An 18,213-nucleotide genomic window follows, 5' to 3' on the forward strand; every position below is an offset into this window, starting at 1 on the left:
CCCCCCCCCCCCCCCCCCCCCCCCCCCCCCCCCCCCCCCCCCCCCCGGACCCTGCCGATCTCGCAGGGGTCCCGACACCAGTCATGGCCGCCCGCCCGCTGATCCGGTGCGGAGCGGCCCGAGAGGGAGTACGAGAAGGTGGCAGCACCTAAAAAGGGCCGGAGCGCGAGCGCCCAGAGCAAGCCATGGCGCTCGCTGGCCCTGATCCTGATCGCCATCGTGGGGCTCACCGGAGGCATGTTCGCCACCGGCCAGACCACCCCGCGTCTGGGCATCGACCTTGCCGGCGGCACGAGCATCACGCTCGAGGCCAAGGCCGACCAGGGATCCGCGATCAACAAGGCCAACATGGACACCGCGGTGGAGATCATGCACCGCCGGGTCAACGGCCTGGGCGTCTCCGAGGCGGAGGTGCAGACCCAGGGTGATCGCAACATCATCGTGAACATCCCCAAGGGCACCAACTCCGAGGAGGCCCGGGCACAGGTCGGCACCACCGCCAAGCTGTACTTCCGCCCGGTCCTGTCCCAGGAGGCCACCGGCGCCGCCGCCCCGAGCGCGTCCCCGAGCGGGTCCGCCAGTGGTTCCGCGAGCCCGTCGCCGGGCGCCTCGGCCACGGGCGAGGAGGCGACGCCGTCGTCGTCCCCGTCCGCCACCGGCTCCCCGTCGGCCTCCGCGACCTCGCAGGGCCGCCCCGTCACCGACGCGCTGAAGGCCACCGCCTCGCCGTCCGCCTCCGCGAGCGCCTCCGGCGCCGCGAGCCCCTCGCCGTCCGCGAGCGCCGGAGACTCCACGGCCACCGACGCCGCCGCCCTCCAGACCAAGTACGCCGCCCTGGACTGCACCGACGAGGCCGCCCGCAGGAAGGCCGCGGAGGGCACCAAGCCCACCGACACCATCGTCGCCTGCGGCGAGGTCGACGGCACCTGGTACAAGTACCTGCTCGGTCCGGCCGGCGTCGACGGCACCGAGGTGAAGAAGGCCCAGGCGGTCTTCGACACCCAGGGCGCGTCGGGCTGGCAGGTCAACATGACCTTCACCGGCAAGGGCGCCGACAAGTTCGCCGACGTCACCGGCAAGCTCGCGCAGAACCAGCCCCCGCAGAACGAGTTCGGCATCGTCCTGGACGGCGAGGTCGTCTCCAGCCCGTACGTGAGCTCCGCCATCACCGGCGGCGAGGCCCGGATCTCCGGCAGCTTCTCCCAGGACGAGGCCCAGAACCTCGCCAACATGCTCTCCTACGGTGCCCTCCCGCTCTCCTTCAAGGAGCAGAGCGTGACCACGGTGACCGCCGCGCTCGGCGGTGAGCAGCTGCGCGCCGGTCTGCTCGCGGGCGCCATCGGCCTGGCCCTGGTCGTGATCTACCTGGTGGCCTACTACCGGGGGCTGTCGCTCATCGCGATCTGCTCGCTGCTGGTCTCCGCCGCACTCACCTACGTGATCATGTCGCTGCTCGGCCCGGCCATCGGCTTCGCGCTGAACCTGCCCGCCGTGTGCGGTGCCATCGTGGCCATCGGAATCACCGCGGACTCGTTCATCGTGTACTTCGAACGCATCCGGGACGAGATCCGAGAGGGCCGCACCCTGCGCCCCGCCGTCGAGCGGGCCTGGCCGCGCGCCCGGCGCACCATCCTGGTCTCCGACTTCGTGTCGTTCCTCGCCGCCGCCGTGCTGTTCATCGTCAGCGTCGGCAAGGTCCAGGGCTTCGCGTTCACCCTCGGTCTGACCACCGTCCTCGACGTCGTCGTGGTCTTCTTCTTCACCAAGCCGCTGATGACGATCCTCGCCCGCCGCCCGTTCTTCTCCGGCGGTCACAAGTGGTCCGGCCTCGACCCCAAGAGCCTCGGCGCCAAGCCGCCGCTGCGCCGGACCCGCCGCCCCGCCGGACCCGCCGCCGGCCCCGTCGAGACGAAGGAGGCGTAGCGATGTCGAAACTCGGCAACCTCGGCGCCCGACTGCACCGTGGCGAGGTCAGCTACGACTTCATCGGCCACCGCAAGCTCTGGTACGGCATCTCGATCCTGATCACCATCACGGCCTTCGTCGGCCTGGCGGTGCGCGGCCTGAACATGGGCATCGACTTCCAGGGCGGCGCCGTCTTCACCACGCCCAAGACCAGCGTCTCGGTCTCCCAGGCGGAGGAGTACGCGCACGACGCCTCCGGCCACGAGGTCGTCGTCCAGCGGCTCGGCAACGACACGCTGCGCATCCAGATCGCCGGCATGGACACCCAGCAGTCCGACAAGATCAAGACGGCCCTCGCCGAGGACTTCAAGGTCGACGCGGAGCAGATCAACGCCGACCTGGTCGGTCCGAGCTGGGGCGACCAGATCGCCAACAAGGCCTGGCAGGGTCTGGCGATCTTCATGGTCCTCGTCGTGATCTACCTGGCCATCGCCTTCGAGTGGCGCATGGCCGTGGCGGCGCTCGTCGCCCTGATCCACGACATCACCATCACCGTCGGCATCTACGCCCTGGTCGGCTTCGAGGTCACCCCCGGCACGGTGATCGGTCTGCTGACCATCCTCGGCTACTCGCTGTACGACACGGTCGTCGTCTTCGACTCCCTGAAGGAGCAGACGAAGGACATCACCAAGCAGACCCGCTTCACCTACAGCGACGTCGCCAACCGCTCGATCAACAGCACCCTGGTGCGGTCGGTCAACACCACGGTGGTCGCGCTGCTCCCGGTGGCCGGCCTGCTCTTCATCGGCGGCGGCTTCCTCGGCGCGGGCACGCTCAACGACATCTCGCTGTCGCTGTTCGTCGGTCTCGCGGCCGGCGCGTACTCGTCGATCTTCATCGCCACGCCGCTCGTCGCCGACCTCAAGGAGCGCGAGCCGCAGCTGAAGGCGCTGCGCAAGCGCGTCCTCGCCAAGCGCGCCCAGGCAGCCGCCGAGGCCGAGTACGGCTCCTCGCCGGCCGACGCCGACGACGCCCGGGCCGATGCGGCCCCCGCCGTGGTCGGACCGCGGGGCCGGGGCCGGGGCCGACCCTCAGGGAAGCGCCGATGACCGACTTCGTGGACAACGCGGCGCTGCTCCTCAGCCGTATCCGGGACGTCGCGGACTACCCCGAGCCGGGTGTGATGTTCAAGGACATCACCCCGCTCCTCGCGGACCCGTCCGCGTTCGCCGTCCTCACCGAAGCGTTCGTGGAGATCGCCGAGCGCACCGGCGCCACCAAGGTGGTCGGCCTGGAGGCCCGGGGATTCATCCTGGGCGCCCCGGTCGCCGTCCGGGCCGGGCTCGGCTTCATCCCCGTGCGCAAGGCGGGCAAGCTCCCCGGAGCGACCCTCAGCCAGGCCTACGACCTGGAGTACGGCTCGGCGGAGATCGAGGTGCACGCCGAGGACCTCGCCCCGGGCGACCGCATCCTGATCGTCGACGACGTGCTGGCCACCGGCGGCACCGCCGAGGCGTCGATCCGGCTCATCCACCGCGCGGGCGCCGAGGTCGCGGGCGTCGCCGTGCTCATGGAGCTGGGCTTCCTGGCGGGCCGTCCCCGCCTGGAGACGGCGCTCAAGGGAGCACCGCTGGAATCCCTGCTGACCCTGTGACAAGCTGGCCGTCCGACTGACAGACCGCATCGGGGCGGGCCCGGAGGAATCCGGAGCCCGCCCCTTGCGTTTCTCCGGTACAAGGCCCTCACATCGGCCTGAAGGCGATCCTGGGGCGCAGGCTCGCTACGATGGGTGCTCCGGAGCCTGACCGGGGGACCCGGATCGCGCACGAGGAGTCCTCTTGCCAGACGAGGCCCAGCACCTGACCGCCGCCAAGCCCGAGTCCGCCTCGGCCCCCGCGGCGAAGCCCGCGTCGCACGCGCAGAACGACACCCGCGGTACGGCCGAACACGGCCGTACCCCGCCCGTCGACAAGCCGGCCGAGCGCCCCCGCCCCAAGCCGGCCCCTCCCGAGCACCCCGCGGTCACCGCCGCCGGCCGTCCGGCCGCCGCGCAGCCGCCTGTCCGCTCCGGCTCCTCCAACCGCGTCCGTGCCCGCCTCGCCCGGCTCGGCGTCCAGCGCGCGAACCCCTACAACCCGGTCCTGGAGCCACTGCTGCGGATAGTGCGCAGCAACGACCCCAAGATCGAGACCTCCACGCTCCGCCAGATCGAGCGGGCCTACCAGGTCGCCGAGCGCTGGCACCGCGGCCAGAAGCGCAAGAGCGGCGACCCGTACATCACGCACCCCCTCGCGGTCACCACCATCCTCGCCGAGCTGGGCATGGATCCGGCCACCCTGATGGCGGGCCTGCTCCACGACACGGTCGAGGACACCGAGTACGGCCTGGACGACCTGCGCCGCGATTTCGGCGACGTGGTCGCCCTCCTCGTCGACGGCGTCACCAAGCTCGACAAGGTCAAGTTCGGCGAGGCCGCGCAGGCCGAGACCGTGCGCAAGATGGTCGTCGCCATGGCCAAGGACCCCCGCGTCCTGGTCATCAAGCTCGCCGACCGCCTGCACAACATGCGCACCATGCGCTACCTCAAGCGCGAGAAGCAGGAGAAGAAGGCGCGCGAGACCCTGGAGATCTACGCGCCGCTCGCCCACCGCCTCGGCATGAACACCATCAAGTGGGAGCTGGAGGACCTCGCCTTCGCGATCCTCTACCCCAAGATGTACGACGAGATCGTACGGCTGGTGGCCGAGCGGGCACCGAAGCGTGACGAGTACCTGGCCATAGTGACCGACGAGGTCCAGGCCGACCTGCGCGCCGCCCGCATCAAGGCGACCGTGACCGGTCGTCCCAAGCACTACTACAGCGTCTACCAGAAGATGATCGTCCGTGGCCGTGACTTCGCGGAGATCTACGACCTGGTGGGCATCCGCGTCCTGGTGGACACCGTCCGCGACTGCTACGCCGCGCTGGGCACGGTCCACGCCCGCTGGAACCCCGTTCCCGGGCGGTTCAAGGACTACATCGCGATGCCCAAGTTCAACATGTACCAGTCGCTGCACACCACGGTGATCGGCCCCAACGGCAAGCCGGTCGAGCTGCAGATCCGCACCTTCGACATGCACCGCCGCGCCGAGTACGGCATCGCCGCGCACTGGAAGTACAAGCAGGAGGCCGTCGCCGGGGCGTCCAAGGTGCGCACGGACGGCCCCAAGCCGGCCGGGAAGGCCGGCAAGGATTCGGCCGCCATCAACGACATGGCGTGGCTCAGGCAACTCCTGGACTGGCAGAAGGAGACCGAGGACCCCAGCGAGTTCCTGGAGTCCCTGCGCTTCGACCTCTCGCGCAACGAGGTCTTCGTCTTCACCCCCAAGGGTGATGTCATAGCGCTCCCCGCCGGGGCGACCCCGGTCGACTTCGCGTACGCCGTCCACACCGAGGTCGGCCACCGCACCATAGGAGCACGGGTCAACGGCCGCCTCGTACCGCTGGAGTCCACGCTGGACAACGGCGACCTGGTGGAGGTCTTCACCTCCAAGGCGTCCGGCGCCGGCCCCTCCCGCGACTGGCTGGGCTTCGTCAAATCGCCCCGGGCCCGCAACAAGATCCGCGCCTGGTTCTCCAAGGAGCGCCGCGACGAGGCGATCGAACAGGGCAAGGACGCCATCGCCCGCGCCATGCGCAAGCAGAACCTGCCGATCCAGCGCATCCTGACGGGCGACTCCCTGGTCACCCTGGCGCACGAGATGCGCTACCCGGACATCTCCTCCCTGTACGCGGCGATCGGCGAGGGCCACGTGGCCGCGCAGAACGTCGTGCAGAAGCTGGTCCAGGCCCTCGGCGGCGAGGAGGCCGCCACCGAGGAGATCGACGAGGCGGTCCCGCCGTCCCGCGGCCGCGGCCGCAAGCGGCGCAGCAACAACGACCCCGGCGTGGTCGTCAAGGGCGTCGACGACGTCTGGGTGAAGCTGGCCCGCTGCTGCACGCCCGTCCCCGGCGATCCGATCATCGGCTTCGTCACCCGGGGCAACGGCGTATCGGTGCACCGCAGCGACTGCGTCAACGTGGACTCACTGTCCCGCGAGCCCGAGCGGATCCTCGACGTCGCGTGGGCCCCCACCCAGTCCTCGGTCTTCCTGGTCGCCATCCAGGTCGAGGCACTGGACCGCTCCCGGCTGCTGTCCGACGTCACCCGTGTCCTGTCCGACCAGCACGTCAACATCCTCTCCGCGGCCGTCCAGACCTCCCGCGACCGGGTGGCCATCTCCCGCTTCACCTTCGAGATGGGCGACCCCAAGCACCTCGGGCACGTCCTGAAGGCCGTACGGGGCGTGGAGGGCGTCTACGACGTGTACCGGGTGACCTCGGCGCGCAAGCCGTAGCCGGGACGCCGGGAGGACGGCAGAAGGACCTCAGCAGGACAGCGGCAGACGGCGGAAGGCCCCCGTACCTCGGGTACGGGGGCCTTCCGCCGTCTGTCCGGCCGGCGTCAGCCGCCGAACTCCTGCAGACCCTTCAGCGCCTGGTCCAGCAGGGCCTGGCGGCCCTCCAGCTCACGCTCCAGCTTCTCGGCCTTCGAGGCGTTGCCCTGGGCCCGAGCCTGCTCGATCTGGCCCGTCAGCTTGTCCACGGCCGCCTGGAGCTGGCCGGTCAGCCCCTCGGCACGTGCGCGCGCCTCCGGGTTGGTCCGGCGCCACTCGGTCTCCTCGGCGTCCTGGATCGCCCGCTCCACGGCGTGCATCCGGCCCTCGACCTTCGGCCGGGCGTCCCGCGGAACGTGGCCGATGGCCTCCCACCGCTCGTTGATCGAACGGAACGCGGCCCGCGTCGCCTTCAGGTCGCCGACGGGGAGCAGCTTCTCGGCCTCCTCGGCCAGCTCCTCCTTCAGCTTCAGGTTCTCCGCCTGCTCCGCGTCCCGCTCGGCGAACACCGAGCTGCGCGCCGCGAAGAACACGTCCTGGGCCCCGCGGAAGCGGTTCCACAGATCGTCCTCGTGCTCGCGCTGGGCGCGGCCGGCGGCCTTCCACTCGGCCATCAGCTCGCGGTACCGGGCGGCCGTCGGACCCCAGTCCGTCGAACCCGACAGCGACTCGGCCTCGGCGACCAGCCGCTCCTTGATCCGGCGGGCCTCCTCGCGCTGCGCGTCCAGCTGGGCGAAGTGGGCCTTGCGGCGCTTGGAGAACGCCGAGCGCGCGTGCGAGAAGCGGTGCCACAGCTCGTCGTCGGACTTGCGGTCCAGCCGCGGGAGTCCCTTCCAGGTGTCCACCAGGGCCCGCAGCCGCTCTCCGGCGGCCCGCCACTGATCGGACTGGGCCAGCTGCTCGGCCTCGGTGACCAGCTCCTCCTTGGCCCGCCGGGCCTCGTCGGACTGCTTGGCCCGCTGCGCCTTGCGCTCCTCGCGCCGCGCCTCGACCGTCGACACCAGCTTGTCCAGACGGGCCCGCAGCGCGTCCAGGTCGCCGACCGCGTGATGTGCGTCCACCTGCTCGCGCAGGTGGTCGATGGCGACCTGGGCGTCCTTCGCCGACAGATCGGTCGTCCGGACACGCTTCTCGAGGAGGCCGATCTCGACAACCAGGCCCTCGTACTTGCGCTCGAAGTAGGCCAGCGCCTCGTCAGGGGAGCCGGCCTGCCAGGAACCGACGACCTTCTCGCCGTCGGCCGTACGCACGTACACGGTCCCCGCCTCGTCGACGCGGCCCCACGGGTCGCTGCTCACAGCGCCTCCTCCACATGATGCCTGCGGGGGGCCTCAGCTCCCCCGGGCATCGTCCACAGTTTCGTCACGGCCAACATAGGCGACCGGCGGGCCGCCTGTCCGCATCCAGCGCGACCGAAATTCCGCTGCTGGTCGCGCCGGTGGTCAGGACTTGGTGACCGTCGCCTTGTCGATCACCACGGTCGCGTTCGGGGCCCCGTCACCGGCCCCCGTGTTCTCGCCCGCGGCGGCGATCTTCTTCAGCACCTTCATGCCCTCGGCGGACACCGTACCGAACGGTGTGTAGTTGGGCGGCAGCTCACTGTCCTCGTACACCAGGAAGAACTGGCTGCCGTTGGTGTTCGGGCCGCTGTTGGCCATCGCGACCGTGCCCGCCGGGTAGGTGTTGTTCTTCAGGGCCGCGTCCTTCAGGTTCTCGTCCGCGATCTTGTAGCCGGGGCCGCCGGTGCCCGTGGCCGTCGGGTCGCCGCACTGCAGCACGTAGATGCCCATGGTGGTGAGCCGGTGGCACTTCGTGTGGTCGAAGTAGCCCTTTCCGGCCAGGAAGGCGAACGAGTTGACGGTGTGCGGGGCCGCCGACGCCTTCAGCGCGACGTCTATCTCGCCGCACGTCGTCGACAGCTTCATGGTGTACTTCGCCGACTTGTCGATCGACAGCGCCGGTTCCTTCTGCCACGTCTGCTTCTTGACCTCGCCGGCGGCGGGCTTCTCGCAGGGGTCCTCGACCGCGCTGGGGCTGGGACTGGCCTCGGCCGTCGCGCTCGCGTTGGCCTTGTCGTCCTTGTCGTCCTTCATGACCCCGGTCGTGTACAGCGCCAGGCTGCCCACCAGGACCACGCCGAGCACCGACGCGATGACCGAGTTGCGGACCTTGGCCTTCCGACGCGCCTCGGTGCGCCGCTGCTGCTGCCGCAAGAACTTCTCCCGGGCGAGCTGCCGCCGCCGCTGTTCCTGGGTGACCACCGGGTTGTCTCCTTGTACGTCCGTCTGTGTGTGCCCCGTACCGTATATGGGTTCGCTGAGGAATCGGCAGCGCCGGTAGGCTCGGACGGAAGCCGTAGCCACCCGTATCGACACAAACGAAGGACGATCGTGCTCATTGCCGGGTTCCCTGCCGGTGCCTGGGGGACGAACTGCTACCTCGTCGCCCCCGCCGCCGGTGAGGAGTGCGTGATCATCGACCCGGGCCACGAGGCCGCCCCAGGAGTCGAGGAAGCACTGAAGAAGCATCGGCTCAAGCCCGCCGCCGTCGTCCTCACCCACGGCCACCTCGACCACGTGGCCTCGGTCGTCCCCGTGTGCGGCGCACACGACGTGCCGGCCTGGATCCACCCCGAGGACCGCTACATGATGAGCGACCCGGAGAAGGCGCTCGGCCGGTCCATCGGCATGCAGCTGATGGGTGAGCTGACCATCGGGGAACCGGACGACGTCCGGGAGCTGACCGACGGCACGAAGCTGGAACTGGCCGGTCTGGAGCTGACCGTCGCGCACGCGCCGGGCCATACCAGGGGGTCGGTGACCTTCAGGCTGCCCGAGAGCGCCGACATCCCGTCGGTGTTCTTCTCCGGGGACCTGCTGTTCGCCGGCTCCGTCGGACGCACCGACCTGCCGGGCGGATCCATGGCGGACATGCTCGAGTCGCTGGCCCGCGTGTGCCTGCCGCTCGACGACTCCACCGTGGTGCTGTCCGGCCACGGCCCCCAGACGACCATCGGCCAGGAGCGCGCCACCAACGCCTATCTGCGGCAGGTGACGGCGGACGCCCAAGGACGCGGCGCCGCCGAGGCTCCCCGACGAGGAATGTGACGAGAGACCTTCCGTGAGCACCTTCAAGGCCCCCAAGGGCACCTACGACCTGCTGCCGCCCGACTCCGCGAGGTTCCTCGCGGTCCGCGAGGCGATCGCCGCGCCCCTGCGTAACTCCGGCTACGGCTACATCGAGACCCCCGGCTTCGAGAACGTCGAACTCTTCGCGCGCGGGGTCGGCGAGTCCACCGACATCGTCACCAAGGAGATGTACGCCTTCGAGACCAAGGGCGGCGACAAGCTCGCCCTGCGTCCCGAGGGCACCGCGTCCGTGCTGCGCGCCGCGCTGGAGGCCAATCTCCACAAGAGCGGCAACCTCCCCGTCAAGCTCTGGTACTCCGGCTCGTACTACCGCTACGAGCGCCCCCAGAAGGGCCGTTACCGCCACTTCTCGCAGGTCGGAGCGGAAGCGATCGGCGCCGAGGACCCGGCGCTGGACGCCGAGCTGATCATCCTGGCCGACCAGGCGTACCGCTCGCTCGGCCTGCGCGACTTCCGCATCCTGCTGAACAGCCTGGGCGACAAGGAATGCCGTCCGGTGTACCGGGCGGCGCTGCAGGACTTCCTGCGCGGCCTCGACCTCGACGAGGACACGCTGCGCCGCGCGGAGATCAACCCGCTGCGCGTCCTGGACGACAAGCGCGAGTCGGTCCAGAAGCAGCTCGGTGACGCCCCGCTGCTGCGGGACTACCTGTGCGACGCCTGCAAGGCGTACCACGAGGAGGTCCGGGACCTGATCACGGCCGCCGGCGTCGCCTTCGAGGACGACCCCAAGCTGGTCCGCGGCCTCGACTACTACACCCGCACCACCTTCGAGTTCGTCCACGACGGCCTGGGCTCCCAGTCCGCGGTGGGCGGCGGCGGCCGCTACGACGGCCTGTCCGAGATGATCGGCGGCCCGGCGCTGCCGTCCGTCGGCTGGGCGCTCGGCGTCGACCGCACGGTGCTGGCGCTGGAGGCGGAGGGCGTGGAGCTGGACCTGCCCTCGACCACCTCGGTCTACGCCGTGGCGCTCGGCGACGAGGCCCGCCGGCTGCTGTTCGCCAAGGTCACCGAACTGCGCAAGCTCGGTGTCGCGGCGGACTTCGCCTACGGCGGCAAGGGCCTGAAGGGCGCCATGAAGAGCGCCAACCGCAGCGGCGCCCGCTACACGGTCGTCGCCGGCGAGCGCGACCTCGCCGAGGGCGTCGTCCAGCTCAAGGACATGGAGTCCGGCGAGCAGACGGCCGTCGGCGTCAACGAGATCGTGGCGGAACTGGAGTCCCGGCTGGGCTGAGCGGGCGCGGGGGCGGCGAGGGCCGGGGCCCTCGACGCCCCCGTCCGTCAACCGGGTGCGTGCCGATTCATCCGCGGAGACGGTTCCCACCCGACGGGCCGCGGAGAGACGATCGTGAGTGAGGCAAGGGGCGTTGGGGATGGCTCCTTATCTCCGGTCAACGGCGGGGGCACAGCCTCGTACGGCACAATGGCCCCTGCCCGAAGAAGGTCCAACTCTCAAGCAGACGGAATCGGCCTGATGAGCAAGACGACAGTGAAAGACGTCTCCACGGAGCCCGAGCCGGAGCACGGCGAGGCGGCCGTTCCGCGGACGGTGGGCGTCAGCAGAGCCTTCGCGCTGCTGCTGGTGATCACCGGTGCGGCCGGACTGCTCGCCGCGTGGGTCATCACCATCGACAAGTTCAAGCTCCTCGAGGCCAAGGTCGAGGGCAGGACCTTCACCCCGGGCTGCAGCCTGAACCCGGTGGTGTCCTGCGGCAGTGTCATGGAGTCCGACCAGGCCTCCGTCTTCGGCTTCCCCAACCCGATGCTCGGCCTGGTGGCCTACGGCATCGTGATCGGCGTCGGCATGAGCCTGCTCGCCCGGGCCCGCTTCCCGCGCTGGTACTGGCTCACCTTCAACGCCGGCTGCCTGTTCGGCGTCAGCTTCTGCGCCTGGCTGATGTTCCAGTCGCTGTACCGGATCAACGCCCTGTGCCTGTGGTGCTCCCTGGCCTGGGTCGCCACGATCATCATGTTCTGGTACGTGACCTCGTTCAACGTCAGGAACCGCTTCCTGCCCGCGCCGCCCTGGCTGAGGAACTTCTTCGGCGACTTCACCTGGGTACTGCCGCTGCTGCACATCGGCATCATCGGCATGCTGATCCTGACCCGCTGGTGGGACTTCTGGACCAGCTGACGGCCCGAGCGAACCGGCTGACGGCCCGAGCGGACCCGCTGACGGCCGTCCGAGAACCCGCGCCGACCGGCCGGCGGCCCGAGCGCATCGGCTCACGTACGCCAGCGCATCGGCTCACGTACGCGAGCGCATCGCTGACGTACGCGAGCGGACCGGCCGGCGCTCCCGAGGGGGTTGTCGGTGCGGTGTTCTAGGGTTTCAGCGTGGAGCCCGATCTGTTCACCGCCGCAGCCGAAGAACGCCAGGAGAAGAACCCGGCGGCCAGTCCGCTCGCCGTGCGCATGCGCCCGCGCACGCTCGACGAGGTCGTCGGCCAGCAGCACCTGCTGAAGCCGGGCTCCCCCCTGCGCCGGCTGGTCGGCGAGGGCGCGGGCGGCCCCGCCGGACCGTCCTCCGTGATCCTGTGGGGACCACCCGGCACCGGCAAGACCACGCTGGCGTACGTGGTCTCCAAGGCCACCGACAAGCGCTTCGTCGAACTGTCGGCGATCACCGCCGGCGTCAAGGAGGTCCGCGCGGTCATCGACGGCGCCCGCCGGGCCAGCGGCGGCTACGGCAAGGAGACCGTCCTCTTCCTCGACGAGATCCACCGCTTCAGCAAGGCCCAGCAGGACTCCCTTCTCCCGGCCGTCGAGAACCGCTGGGTGACCCTGATCGCGGCGACGACCGAGAACCCGTACTTCTCGGTGATCTCCCCGCTGCTCTCCCGCTCCCTGCTGCTCACCCTGGAACCCCTCACCGACGATGACGTCCGCGGGCTGCTGCGGCGCGCCCTCACCGACGAGCGCGGACTCAACGGCGCCGTCACCCTCCCCGAGCACACCGAGAACCATCTGCTGCGCATCGCCGGGGGAGACGCCCGCCGCGCCCTGACCGCCCTGGAGGCCGCCGCCGGCGCCGCGCTCGACAAGGGTGAGACCGAGATCGCCCTGGGCACGCTGGAGGAGACCGTCGACCGCGCGGCGGTGAAGTACGACCGCGACGGGGACCAGCACTACGACGTCGCCAGCGCCCTGATCAAGTCCATCCGCGGCTCTGACGTCGACGCCGCCCTGCACTACCTGGCCCGCATGATCGAGGCCGGCGAGGACCCCCGGTTCATCGCGCGCCGCCTGATGATCTCCGCCAGCGAGGACATCGGCCTCGCCGATCCGAACGCCCTGCCCACAGCCGTGGCCGCCGCCCAGGCCGTCGCCATGATCGGCTTCCCGGAGGCCGCCCTCACCCTGAGCCACGCCACCATCGCCCTCGCCCTGGCCCCCAAGTCCAACTCCGCCACCACCGCGATCGGCGCCGCCCTGGACGACGTACGCAAGGGACTGGCCGGACCCGTGCCGCCGCATCTGCGCGACGGGCACTACAAGGGAGCGGCGAAACTGGGCCACGCCCAGGGGTACGTGTATCCGCACGACCTCGCGGAGGGCATCGCCGAGCAGCAGTACGCGCCGGATGCCCTGAAGGACCGCGAGTACTACACCCCGACCCGGCACGGTGCCGAGGCGCGCTACGCGGACGCCGTGGAATGGACCCGCACGCACCTCGGTCGCAAGCGGCCCTGACCACCCTGTAAACTCGGCCGGAGTGCTGAGTCCCGCGCTGTCAGAGCGGGACATCCAGCCGGACCCCCGCAAGGGGTTCCAGGAGCGTCGCGCACCGTCGAACGGTGTCGCGGGCAGCCCACCACCACCCGTCGCAGGACGGGACCGGCCGGTGGGCCACTCGCGTGCTGCACGTATGTGCCCAGACCAGGGGAGCGGCTGCCCACCAGGACCGGCAACGGACCCGGCGGGTTTCCCCGGCTGCGGATGCGACCTCCCTCAACCCTGACGAGCCGAGAACCATGGAAATGAGAGACAAGTGGCGAACCAGTCCCGCCCCAAGGTCAAGAAGTCGCGTGCCCTCGGCATCGCGCTGACCCCGAAGGCCGTCAAGTACTTCGAGGCCCGCCCCTACCCGCCGGGTGAGCACGGCCGTGGCCGCAAGCAGAACTCGGACTACAAGGTCCGTCTGCTGGAGAAGCAGCGTCTGCGCGCGCAGTACGACATCTCCGAGCGCCAGCTGGTCCGCGCCTACGAGCGCGCGTCCAAGGTCCAGGGCAAGACCGGTGAGGCCCTGATCGTGGAGCTGGAGCGCCGTCTCGACGCCCTGGTCCTGCGTTCGGGCATCGCCCGCACCATCTACCAGGCCCGCCAGATGGTCGTGCACGGCCACATCGAGGTCAACGGCCAGAAGGTCGACAAGCCGTCCTTCCGCGTCAAGCCGGACGACGTCGTGATGGTCCGCGAGCGCAGCCGCGAGAAGACCCTCTTCTCGATCGCCCGCGAGGGCGGCTTCGCCCCCGACGGCGAGACCCCGCGCTACCTCCAGGTGAACCTCAAGGCCCTGGCGTTCCGCCTGGACCGCGAGCCGAACCGCAAGGAGATCCCGGTGATCTGCGACGAGCAGCTCGTCGTCGAGTACTACGCCCGTTGATCCTTCGACGGTCGTAGCACTTCCGCGCCCGAGCCCGCCGTCCCCCCGCCCTCCCCGGGCGGGCGGGGCGGCGGGCTCTCGCGTACCCGCGAGCGGCCTGCTCCCCGCGGGCCCGTAATGCGGTGCGGAGTGCCACGCCGGTCGCGATAGGCTCGCACCCTAGGGTTTGCACACACTTCAGAGAGCAGGTGCGCGGTGTCCGGTGGAGAGGTGGCCGGAATCCTCGTGGCCGTTTTCTGGGCGATCCTGGTCTCCTTCCTCGCCGTCGCGTTGGTGAGGCTGGCCCAGACGCTCAGGGCGACCACCAAGCTGGTGGCGGACGTGACCGACCAGGCCGTACCGCTGCTCGCCGACGCCTCCGCGGCCGTGCGCTCCGCGCAGACCCAGATCGACCGGGTCGACGCGATCGCCTCCGACGTCCAGGAGGTCACCTCCAACGCCTCCGCCCTCTCGACCACCGTCGCCTCCACCTTCGGCGGCCCGCTGGTCAAGGTCGCCGCGTTCGGGTACGGCGTCCGCCGCGCCCTCGGCGGCCGCAGGGAGGACGCGCCCGCCAAGACGTCCCGGCGCACCGTGATCGTGGGCCGGACGGTCTCCCGAGCCCGTGGGAAGAGGGACTGAGAGCCAGCGATGTTCCGCCGTACGTTCTGGTTCAGCACGGGCGTCGCCGCCGGTGTCTGGGCCACCACCAAGGTCAACCGCAAGCTGAGGCAGCTCACCCCCGAGAGCCTCGCCGCGACCGCGGCCAACAAGGCGCTGGAGACGGGGCACCGGCTCAAGGACCGCGCGGTCGGCTTCGCCGTCGACGTCCGCGACAACATGGCGCGGAGGGAGGCCGAGCTGGGGGAGGCGCTGGGCATCCACGACAACCCGGAACTTCCCGCTCCCCGGCGCCACAGCGCCATCGAGAACGACCGCAGCACACCGAAGTACATCGAGCCACCCCTTTCACCGCAACCGAAGCACTCGTACAACCGGAATGAGGACCACTGATGGAGTCGGCCGAGATTCGCCGCCGCTGGCTGAGCTTCTTCGAGGAGCGCGGGCACACCGTCGTCCCTTCGGCGTCGCTCATCGCGGACGACCCGACTCTGCTCCTGGTCCCCGCCGGCATGGTGCCCTTCAAGCCCTACTTCCTGGGTGAGGTCAAGCCGCCGTTCGACCGTGCCACCAGCGTGCAGAAGTGCGTGCGCACCCCCGACATCGAAGAGGTCGGCAAGACCACGCGGCACGGCACCTTCTTCCAGATGTGCGGCAACTTCTCCTTCGGCGACTACTTCAAGGAAGGCGCCATCAAGCTCGCCTGGGAGCTGCTCACCAGCCCCCAGGACAAGGGCGGTTACGGCCTCGAACCCGAGCGCCTGTGGATCACCGTCTACAAGGACGACGACGAGGCCGAGCGCATCTGGCACGAGGTCGTCGGCGTGCCCAGGGAGCGGATCCAGCGCCTGGGCATGAAGGACAACTACTGGTCCATGGGCGTCCCCGGCCCCTGCGGCCCCTGCTCCGAGATCAACTACGACCGCGGCCCCGAGTTCGGCGTCGAGGGCGGCCCCGCCGTCAACGACGAGCGGTACGTGGAGATCTGGAACCTCGTCTTCATGCAGTACGAGCGCGGCGAGGGCATCGGCAAGGACAACTTCGAGATCCTCGGCGAGCTGCCGAGCAAGAACATCGACACCGGCCTCGGCCTGGAGCGCCTCGCCATGATTCTGCAGGGCGTGCAGAACATGTACGAGATCGACACCTCCATGGCCGTCATCAGGAAGGCCACCGAACTGACCGGCGTGGCCTACGGCGACGCCCATGCCTCGGACGTCTCCCTGCGCGTGGTCACCGACCACATGCGGACCTCCGTGATGCTCATCGGCGACGGCGTCACCCCCGGCAACGAGGGCCGTGGCTACGTCCTGCGCCGCATCATGCGCCGCGCCATCCGCAACATGCGCCTGCTCGGCGCCACCGGCCCGGTCGTCAAGGACCTCATCGACGTCGTCATCGGCATGATGGGTCAGCAGTACCCCGAGCTGATCACCGACCGCGAGCGCATCGAGAAGGTCGCCCTCGCCGAGGAGAACGCCTTCCTGAAGACGCTGAAGGCCGGCACCAACATCCTCGACACCGCCGTCACCGAGACCAAGGCCACCGGCTCCACCGTCCTGCCCGGCGACAAGGCGTTCCTGCTCCACGACACCTGGGGCTTCCCGATCGACCTCACCCTGGAGATGGCCGCCGAGCAGGGGCTGTCCGTGGACGAGGACGGCTTCCGCCGCCTGATGAAGGAGCAGCGGGAGCGCGCCAAGGCCGACGCCCAGGCCAAGAAGACCGGCCACGCCGACATGGGCGCCTACCGCGAGATCGCCGACGCCGCCGGTGAGACCGAGTTCATCGGCTACGGCGACACCGAGGGCGAGTCGAGAATCGTCGGCATCCTCGTCGACGGTGTGTCCTCCCCGGCCGCCACCGAGGGCGACGAGGTCGAGATCGTCCTCGACCGCACCCCGTTCTACGCCGAGGGCGGCGGCCAGATCGGCGACACCGGCCGCATCAAGGTCGACTCCGGCGCCGTCATCGAGGTCCGCGACTGCCAGAAGCCGGTCCCGGGCGTCTACGTCCACAAGGGCGTCGTCCAGGTCGGCGAGGTCACCGTCGGCGCCACGGCCCACGCCACCATCGACAACCTGCGCCGCAAGGCCATCGCCCGCGCCCACTCGGCCACCCACCTGACCCACCAGGCCCTGCGCGACGCCCTCGGCCCGACGGCCGCCCAGGCCGGTTCGGAGAACCAGCCCGGCCGCTTCCGCTTCGACTTCGGCTCGCCGTCGGCCGTGCCGACGGCCGTGATGACGGACGTCGAACAGAAGATCAACGAGGTGCTGGCCCGCGACCTCGACGTGCACGCCGAGGTCATGGGCATCGACGAGGCCAAGAAGCAGGGCGCCATCGCCGAGTTCGGCGAGAAGTACGGCGAGCGCGTCCGCGTGGTCACCATCGGCGACTTCTCCAAGGAGCTGTGCGGCGGCACGCACGTCCACAACACCGCCCAGCTCGGTCTGGTGAAGCTGCTCGGCGAATCGTCGATCGGCTCGGGCGTGCGCCGCATCGAGGCCCTCGTCGGCGTCGACGCCTACAACTTCCTGGCCCGCGAGCACACCGTCGTCGCCCAGCTCCAGGAGCTCGTCAAGGGCCGCCCGGAGGAACTCCCGGAGAAGGTCTCCGCCATGCTCGGCAAGCTGAAGGACGCCGAGAAGGAGATCGAGAAGTTCCGCGCCGAGAAGGTGCTGCAGGCCGCCGCCGGTCTCGCCGAGTCCGCCAAGGACGTGCGCGGGGTGGCCGTGGTCACGGGCCGGGTGCCGGACGGCACGACCCCCGACGACCTGCGCCGGCTGGTCCTCGACGTGCGCGGCCGCATCCAGGGCGGCCGGGCCGCCGTGGTCGCCCTGTTCACGGTCAACAACGGCAAGCCGCTCACGGTCATCGCCACCAACGACGCCGCCCGCGAGCGCGGCCTCAAGGCCGGTGACCTGGTCCGCACGGCCGCCAAGACGCTCGGCGGCGGCGGTGGCGGCAAGCCGGACGTCGCCCAGGGCGGCGGCCAGAACCCGGCCGCCCTCGGCGAGGCCGTCGACGCCGTCGAGCGCCTCGTGGCCGAGACCGCGAAGTGACGATGCGCAGGGGCCGCCGGCTCGCGATCGACGTCGGGGACGCCCGCATCGGGGTCGCCTCGTGCGACCCCGACGGGATCCTCGCCACGCCGGTGGAGACGGTGCCGGGCCGGGACGTGCCCGCAGCCCACCGTCGGCTGCGCCAACTGGTCGAGGAGTACGAGCCGATCGAGATCGTGGTCGGTCTCCCTCGCTCCCTCAAGGGGGGCGAGGGCCCGGCCGCGGTCAAGGTCCGCGGCTTCGCGCAGGAACTCGCCAGGGGGGTCGCCCCGGTTCCGGTGCGTCTCGTCGACGAGCGGATGACGACCGTGACGGCCGGGCAGGGGTTGCGGGCGTCGGGCGTGAAGGCCAAGAAGGGACGCTCCGTCATCGACCAGGCCGCCGCAGTGATCATCCTTCAGCAGGCACTGGAATCCGAACGGGTGTCAGGAAGACCACCCGGCGAGGGCGTCGAACTGGTCATCTGATCGCGA

The 18,213-nt window shown here is 70.3% G+C and carries 15 protein-coding genes; 13 read left to right on the plus strand and 2 right to left on the minus strand.

All coding sequences use genetic code 11. The features are described 5' to 3' along the window. The first annotated feature begins 138 nt into the window (after positions 1 to 138). The 4 genes from secD to ACSLTV_RS17570 all read left to right on the plus strand — a co-directional run bounded on the left by secD (position 139) and on the right by ACSLTV_RS17570 (position 6,281). Positions 139 to 1,923 carry a protein translocase subunit SecD gene (gene secD / locus ACSLTV_RS17555; protein ID WP_435612446.1) on the plus strand — a complete coding sequence of 595 codons (1,785 nt, stop codon included), beginning with the start codon at positions 139 to 141 and terminating at the stop codon, positions 1,921 to 1,923. 2 nt (positions 1,924 to 1,925) lie between these two features. Continuing rightward, positions 1,926 to 3,014 carry a protein translocase subunit SecF gene (gene secF, locus ACSLTV_RS17560; protein WP_435612447.1) on the plus strand — a complete coding sequence of 363 codons (1,089 nt, stop codon included), beginning with the start codon at positions 1,926 to 1,928 and terminating at the stop codon, positions 3,012 to 3,014. Further along, positions 3,011 to 3,559 (plus strand): adenine phosphoribosyltransferase, encoded by a 549-nt coding sequence (locus ACSLTV_RS17565; protein ID WP_432139807.1) that lies wholly within the window; start codon positions 3,011 to 3,013, stop codon positions 3,557 to 3,559. The genes secF and ACSLTV_RS17565 overlap by 4 nt, the downstream gene beginning before the upstream one ends. 184 nt (positions 3,560 to 3,743) lie before the next feature. Beyond that, positions 3,744 to 6,281, plus strand: a complete 2,538-nt coding sequence (locus ACSLTV_RS17570) for a RelA/SpoT family protein (RefSeq protein ID WP_432139808.1) — start codon at positions 3,744 to 3,746, stop codon at positions 6,279 to 6,281. Positions 6,282 to 6,388: 107 nt separating this feature from the next. Here the strand turns inward: ACSLTV_RS17570 and ACSLTV_RS17575 are convergent, their stop codons facing one another. Both ACSLTV_RS17575 and ACSLTV_RS17580 read right to left on the minus strand, forming a co-directional pair. After that, positions 6,389 to 7,618, minus strand: a complete 1,230-nt coding sequence (locus tag ACSLTV_RS17575; protein ID WP_432139809.1) for a DUF349 domain-containing protein — start codon at positions 7,616 to 7,618, stop codon at positions 6,389 to 6,391. Between the two features lie 144 nt (positions 7,619 to 7,762). Then, positions 7,763 to 8,581, minus strand: a complete 819-nt coding sequence (locus tag ACSLTV_RS17580; RefSeq protein WP_432139810.1) for a peptidylprolyl isomerase — start codon at positions 8,579 to 8,581, stop codon at positions 7,763 to 7,765. Positions 8,582 to 8,710: 129 nt separating this feature from the next. Between ACSLTV_RS17580 and ACSLTV_RS17585 the strand changes: the two genes are divergently transcribed. The 9 genes from ACSLTV_RS17585 (at position 8,711) to ruvX (ending at position 18,207) form a co-directional block, all read left to right on the plus strand. After that, positions 8,711 to 9,427, plus strand: a complete 717-nt coding sequence (locus tag ACSLTV_RS17585; RefSeq protein WP_435612448.1) for an MBL fold metallo-hydrolase — start codon at positions 8,711 to 8,713, stop codon at positions 9,425 to 9,427. Positions 9,428 to 9,440: 13 nt separating this feature from the next. Continuing rightward, positions 9,441 to 10,703: a histidine--tRNA ligase gene (gene hisS, locus ACSLTV_RS17590; RefSeq protein ID WP_435612449.1), complete on the plus strand. Its 1,263-nt coding sequence runs from the start codon at positions 9,441 to 9,443 to the stop codon at positions 10,701 to 10,703. 240 nt (positions 10,704 to 10,943) lie between these two features. Beyond that, positions 10,944 to 11,603 (plus strand): vitamin K epoxide reductase family protein, encoded by a 660-nt coding sequence (locus tag ACSLTV_RS17595; RefSeq protein ID WP_435612450.1) that lies wholly within the window; start codon positions 10,944 to 10,946, stop codon positions 11,601 to 11,603. Between the two features lie 203 nt (positions 11,604 to 11,806). Beyond that, a complete protein-coding gene (locus ACSLTV_RS17600) occupies positions 11,807 to 13,162 on the plus strand; it encodes a replication-associated recombination protein A (protein WP_432139814.1) in 1,356 nt (451 codons plus the stop codon). A 298-nt stretch (positions 13,163 to 13,460) separates the two neighbouring features. Further along, positions 13,461 to 14,075 carry a 30S ribosomal protein S4 gene (gene rpsD, locus ACSLTV_RS17605; protein ID WP_398863023.1) on the plus strand — a complete coding sequence of 205 codons (615 nt, stop codon included), beginning with the start codon at positions 13,461 to 13,463 and terminating at the stop codon, positions 14,073 to 14,075. 195 nt (positions 14,076 to 14,270) lie between these two features. Continuing rightward, positions 14,271 to 14,696, plus strand: a complete 426-nt coding sequence (locus tag ACSLTV_RS17610) for a DUF948 domain-containing protein (protein WP_432139815.1) — start codon at positions 14,271 to 14,273, stop codon at positions 14,694 to 14,696. 9 nt (positions 14,697 to 14,705) lie between these two features. After that, positions 14,706 to 15,068 (plus strand): hypothetical protein, encoded by a 363-nt coding sequence (locus tag ACSLTV_RS17615; RefSeq protein ID WP_432139816.1) that lies wholly within the window; start codon positions 14,706 to 14,708, stop codon positions 15,066 to 15,068. Then, complete coding sequence (gene alaS / locus ACSLTV_RS17620; RefSeq protein ID WP_432139817.1) at positions 15,068 to 17,740, plus strand: alanine--tRNA ligase; 2,673 nt, start codon at positions 15,068 to 15,070, stop codon at positions 17,738 to 17,740. Before ACSLTV_RS17615 ends, alaS begins: the two co-directional genes overlap by 1 nt. A 2-nt stretch (positions 17,741 to 17,742) precedes the next feature. Beyond that, positions 17,743 to 18,207: a Holliday junction resolvase RuvX gene (ruvX, locus tag ACSLTV_RS17625; protein ID WP_432139818.1), complete on the plus strand. Its 465-nt coding sequence runs from the start codon at positions 17,743 to 17,745 to the stop codon at positions 18,205 to 18,207. Positions 18,208 to 18,213 lie beyond the last annotated feature (6 nt).

Source organism: Streptomyces sp. bgisy159 (assembly GCF_965341775.1).
In the GTDB taxonomy this organism is placed as follows: domain Bacteria; phylum Actinomycetota; class Actinomycetes; order Streptomycetales; family Streptomycetaceae; genus Streptomyces.

Excerpts from the sequence above, each read along its gene's own strand:
- alaS (WP_432139817.1), top strand. The coding sequence starts at position 15,068 with ATGGAGTCGGCCGAGATTCGCCGCCGCTGGCTGAGCTTCTTCGAGGAG.
- ruvX (WP_432139818.1), top strand. The coding sequence starts at position 17,743 with ATGCGCAGGGGCCGCCGGCTCGCGATCGACGTCGGGGACGCCCGCATC.
- ACSLTV_RS17565 (WP_432139807.1), top strand. The coding sequence starts at position 3,011 with ATGACCGACTTCGTGGACAACGCGGCGCTGCTCCTCAGCCGTATCCGG.
- ACSLTV_RS17595 (WP_435612450.1), top strand. The coding sequence starts at position 10,944 with ATGAGCAAGACGACAGTGAAAGACGTCTCCACGGAGCCCGAGCCGGAG.
- ACSLTV_RS17615 (WP_432139816.1), top strand. The coding sequence starts at position 14,706 with ATGTTCCGCCGTACGTTCTGGTTCAGCACGGGCGTCGCCGCCGGTGTC.
- secF (WP_435612447.1), top strand. The coding sequence starts at position 1,926 with ATGTCGAAACTCGGCAACCTCGGCGCCCGACTGCACCGTGGCGAGGTC.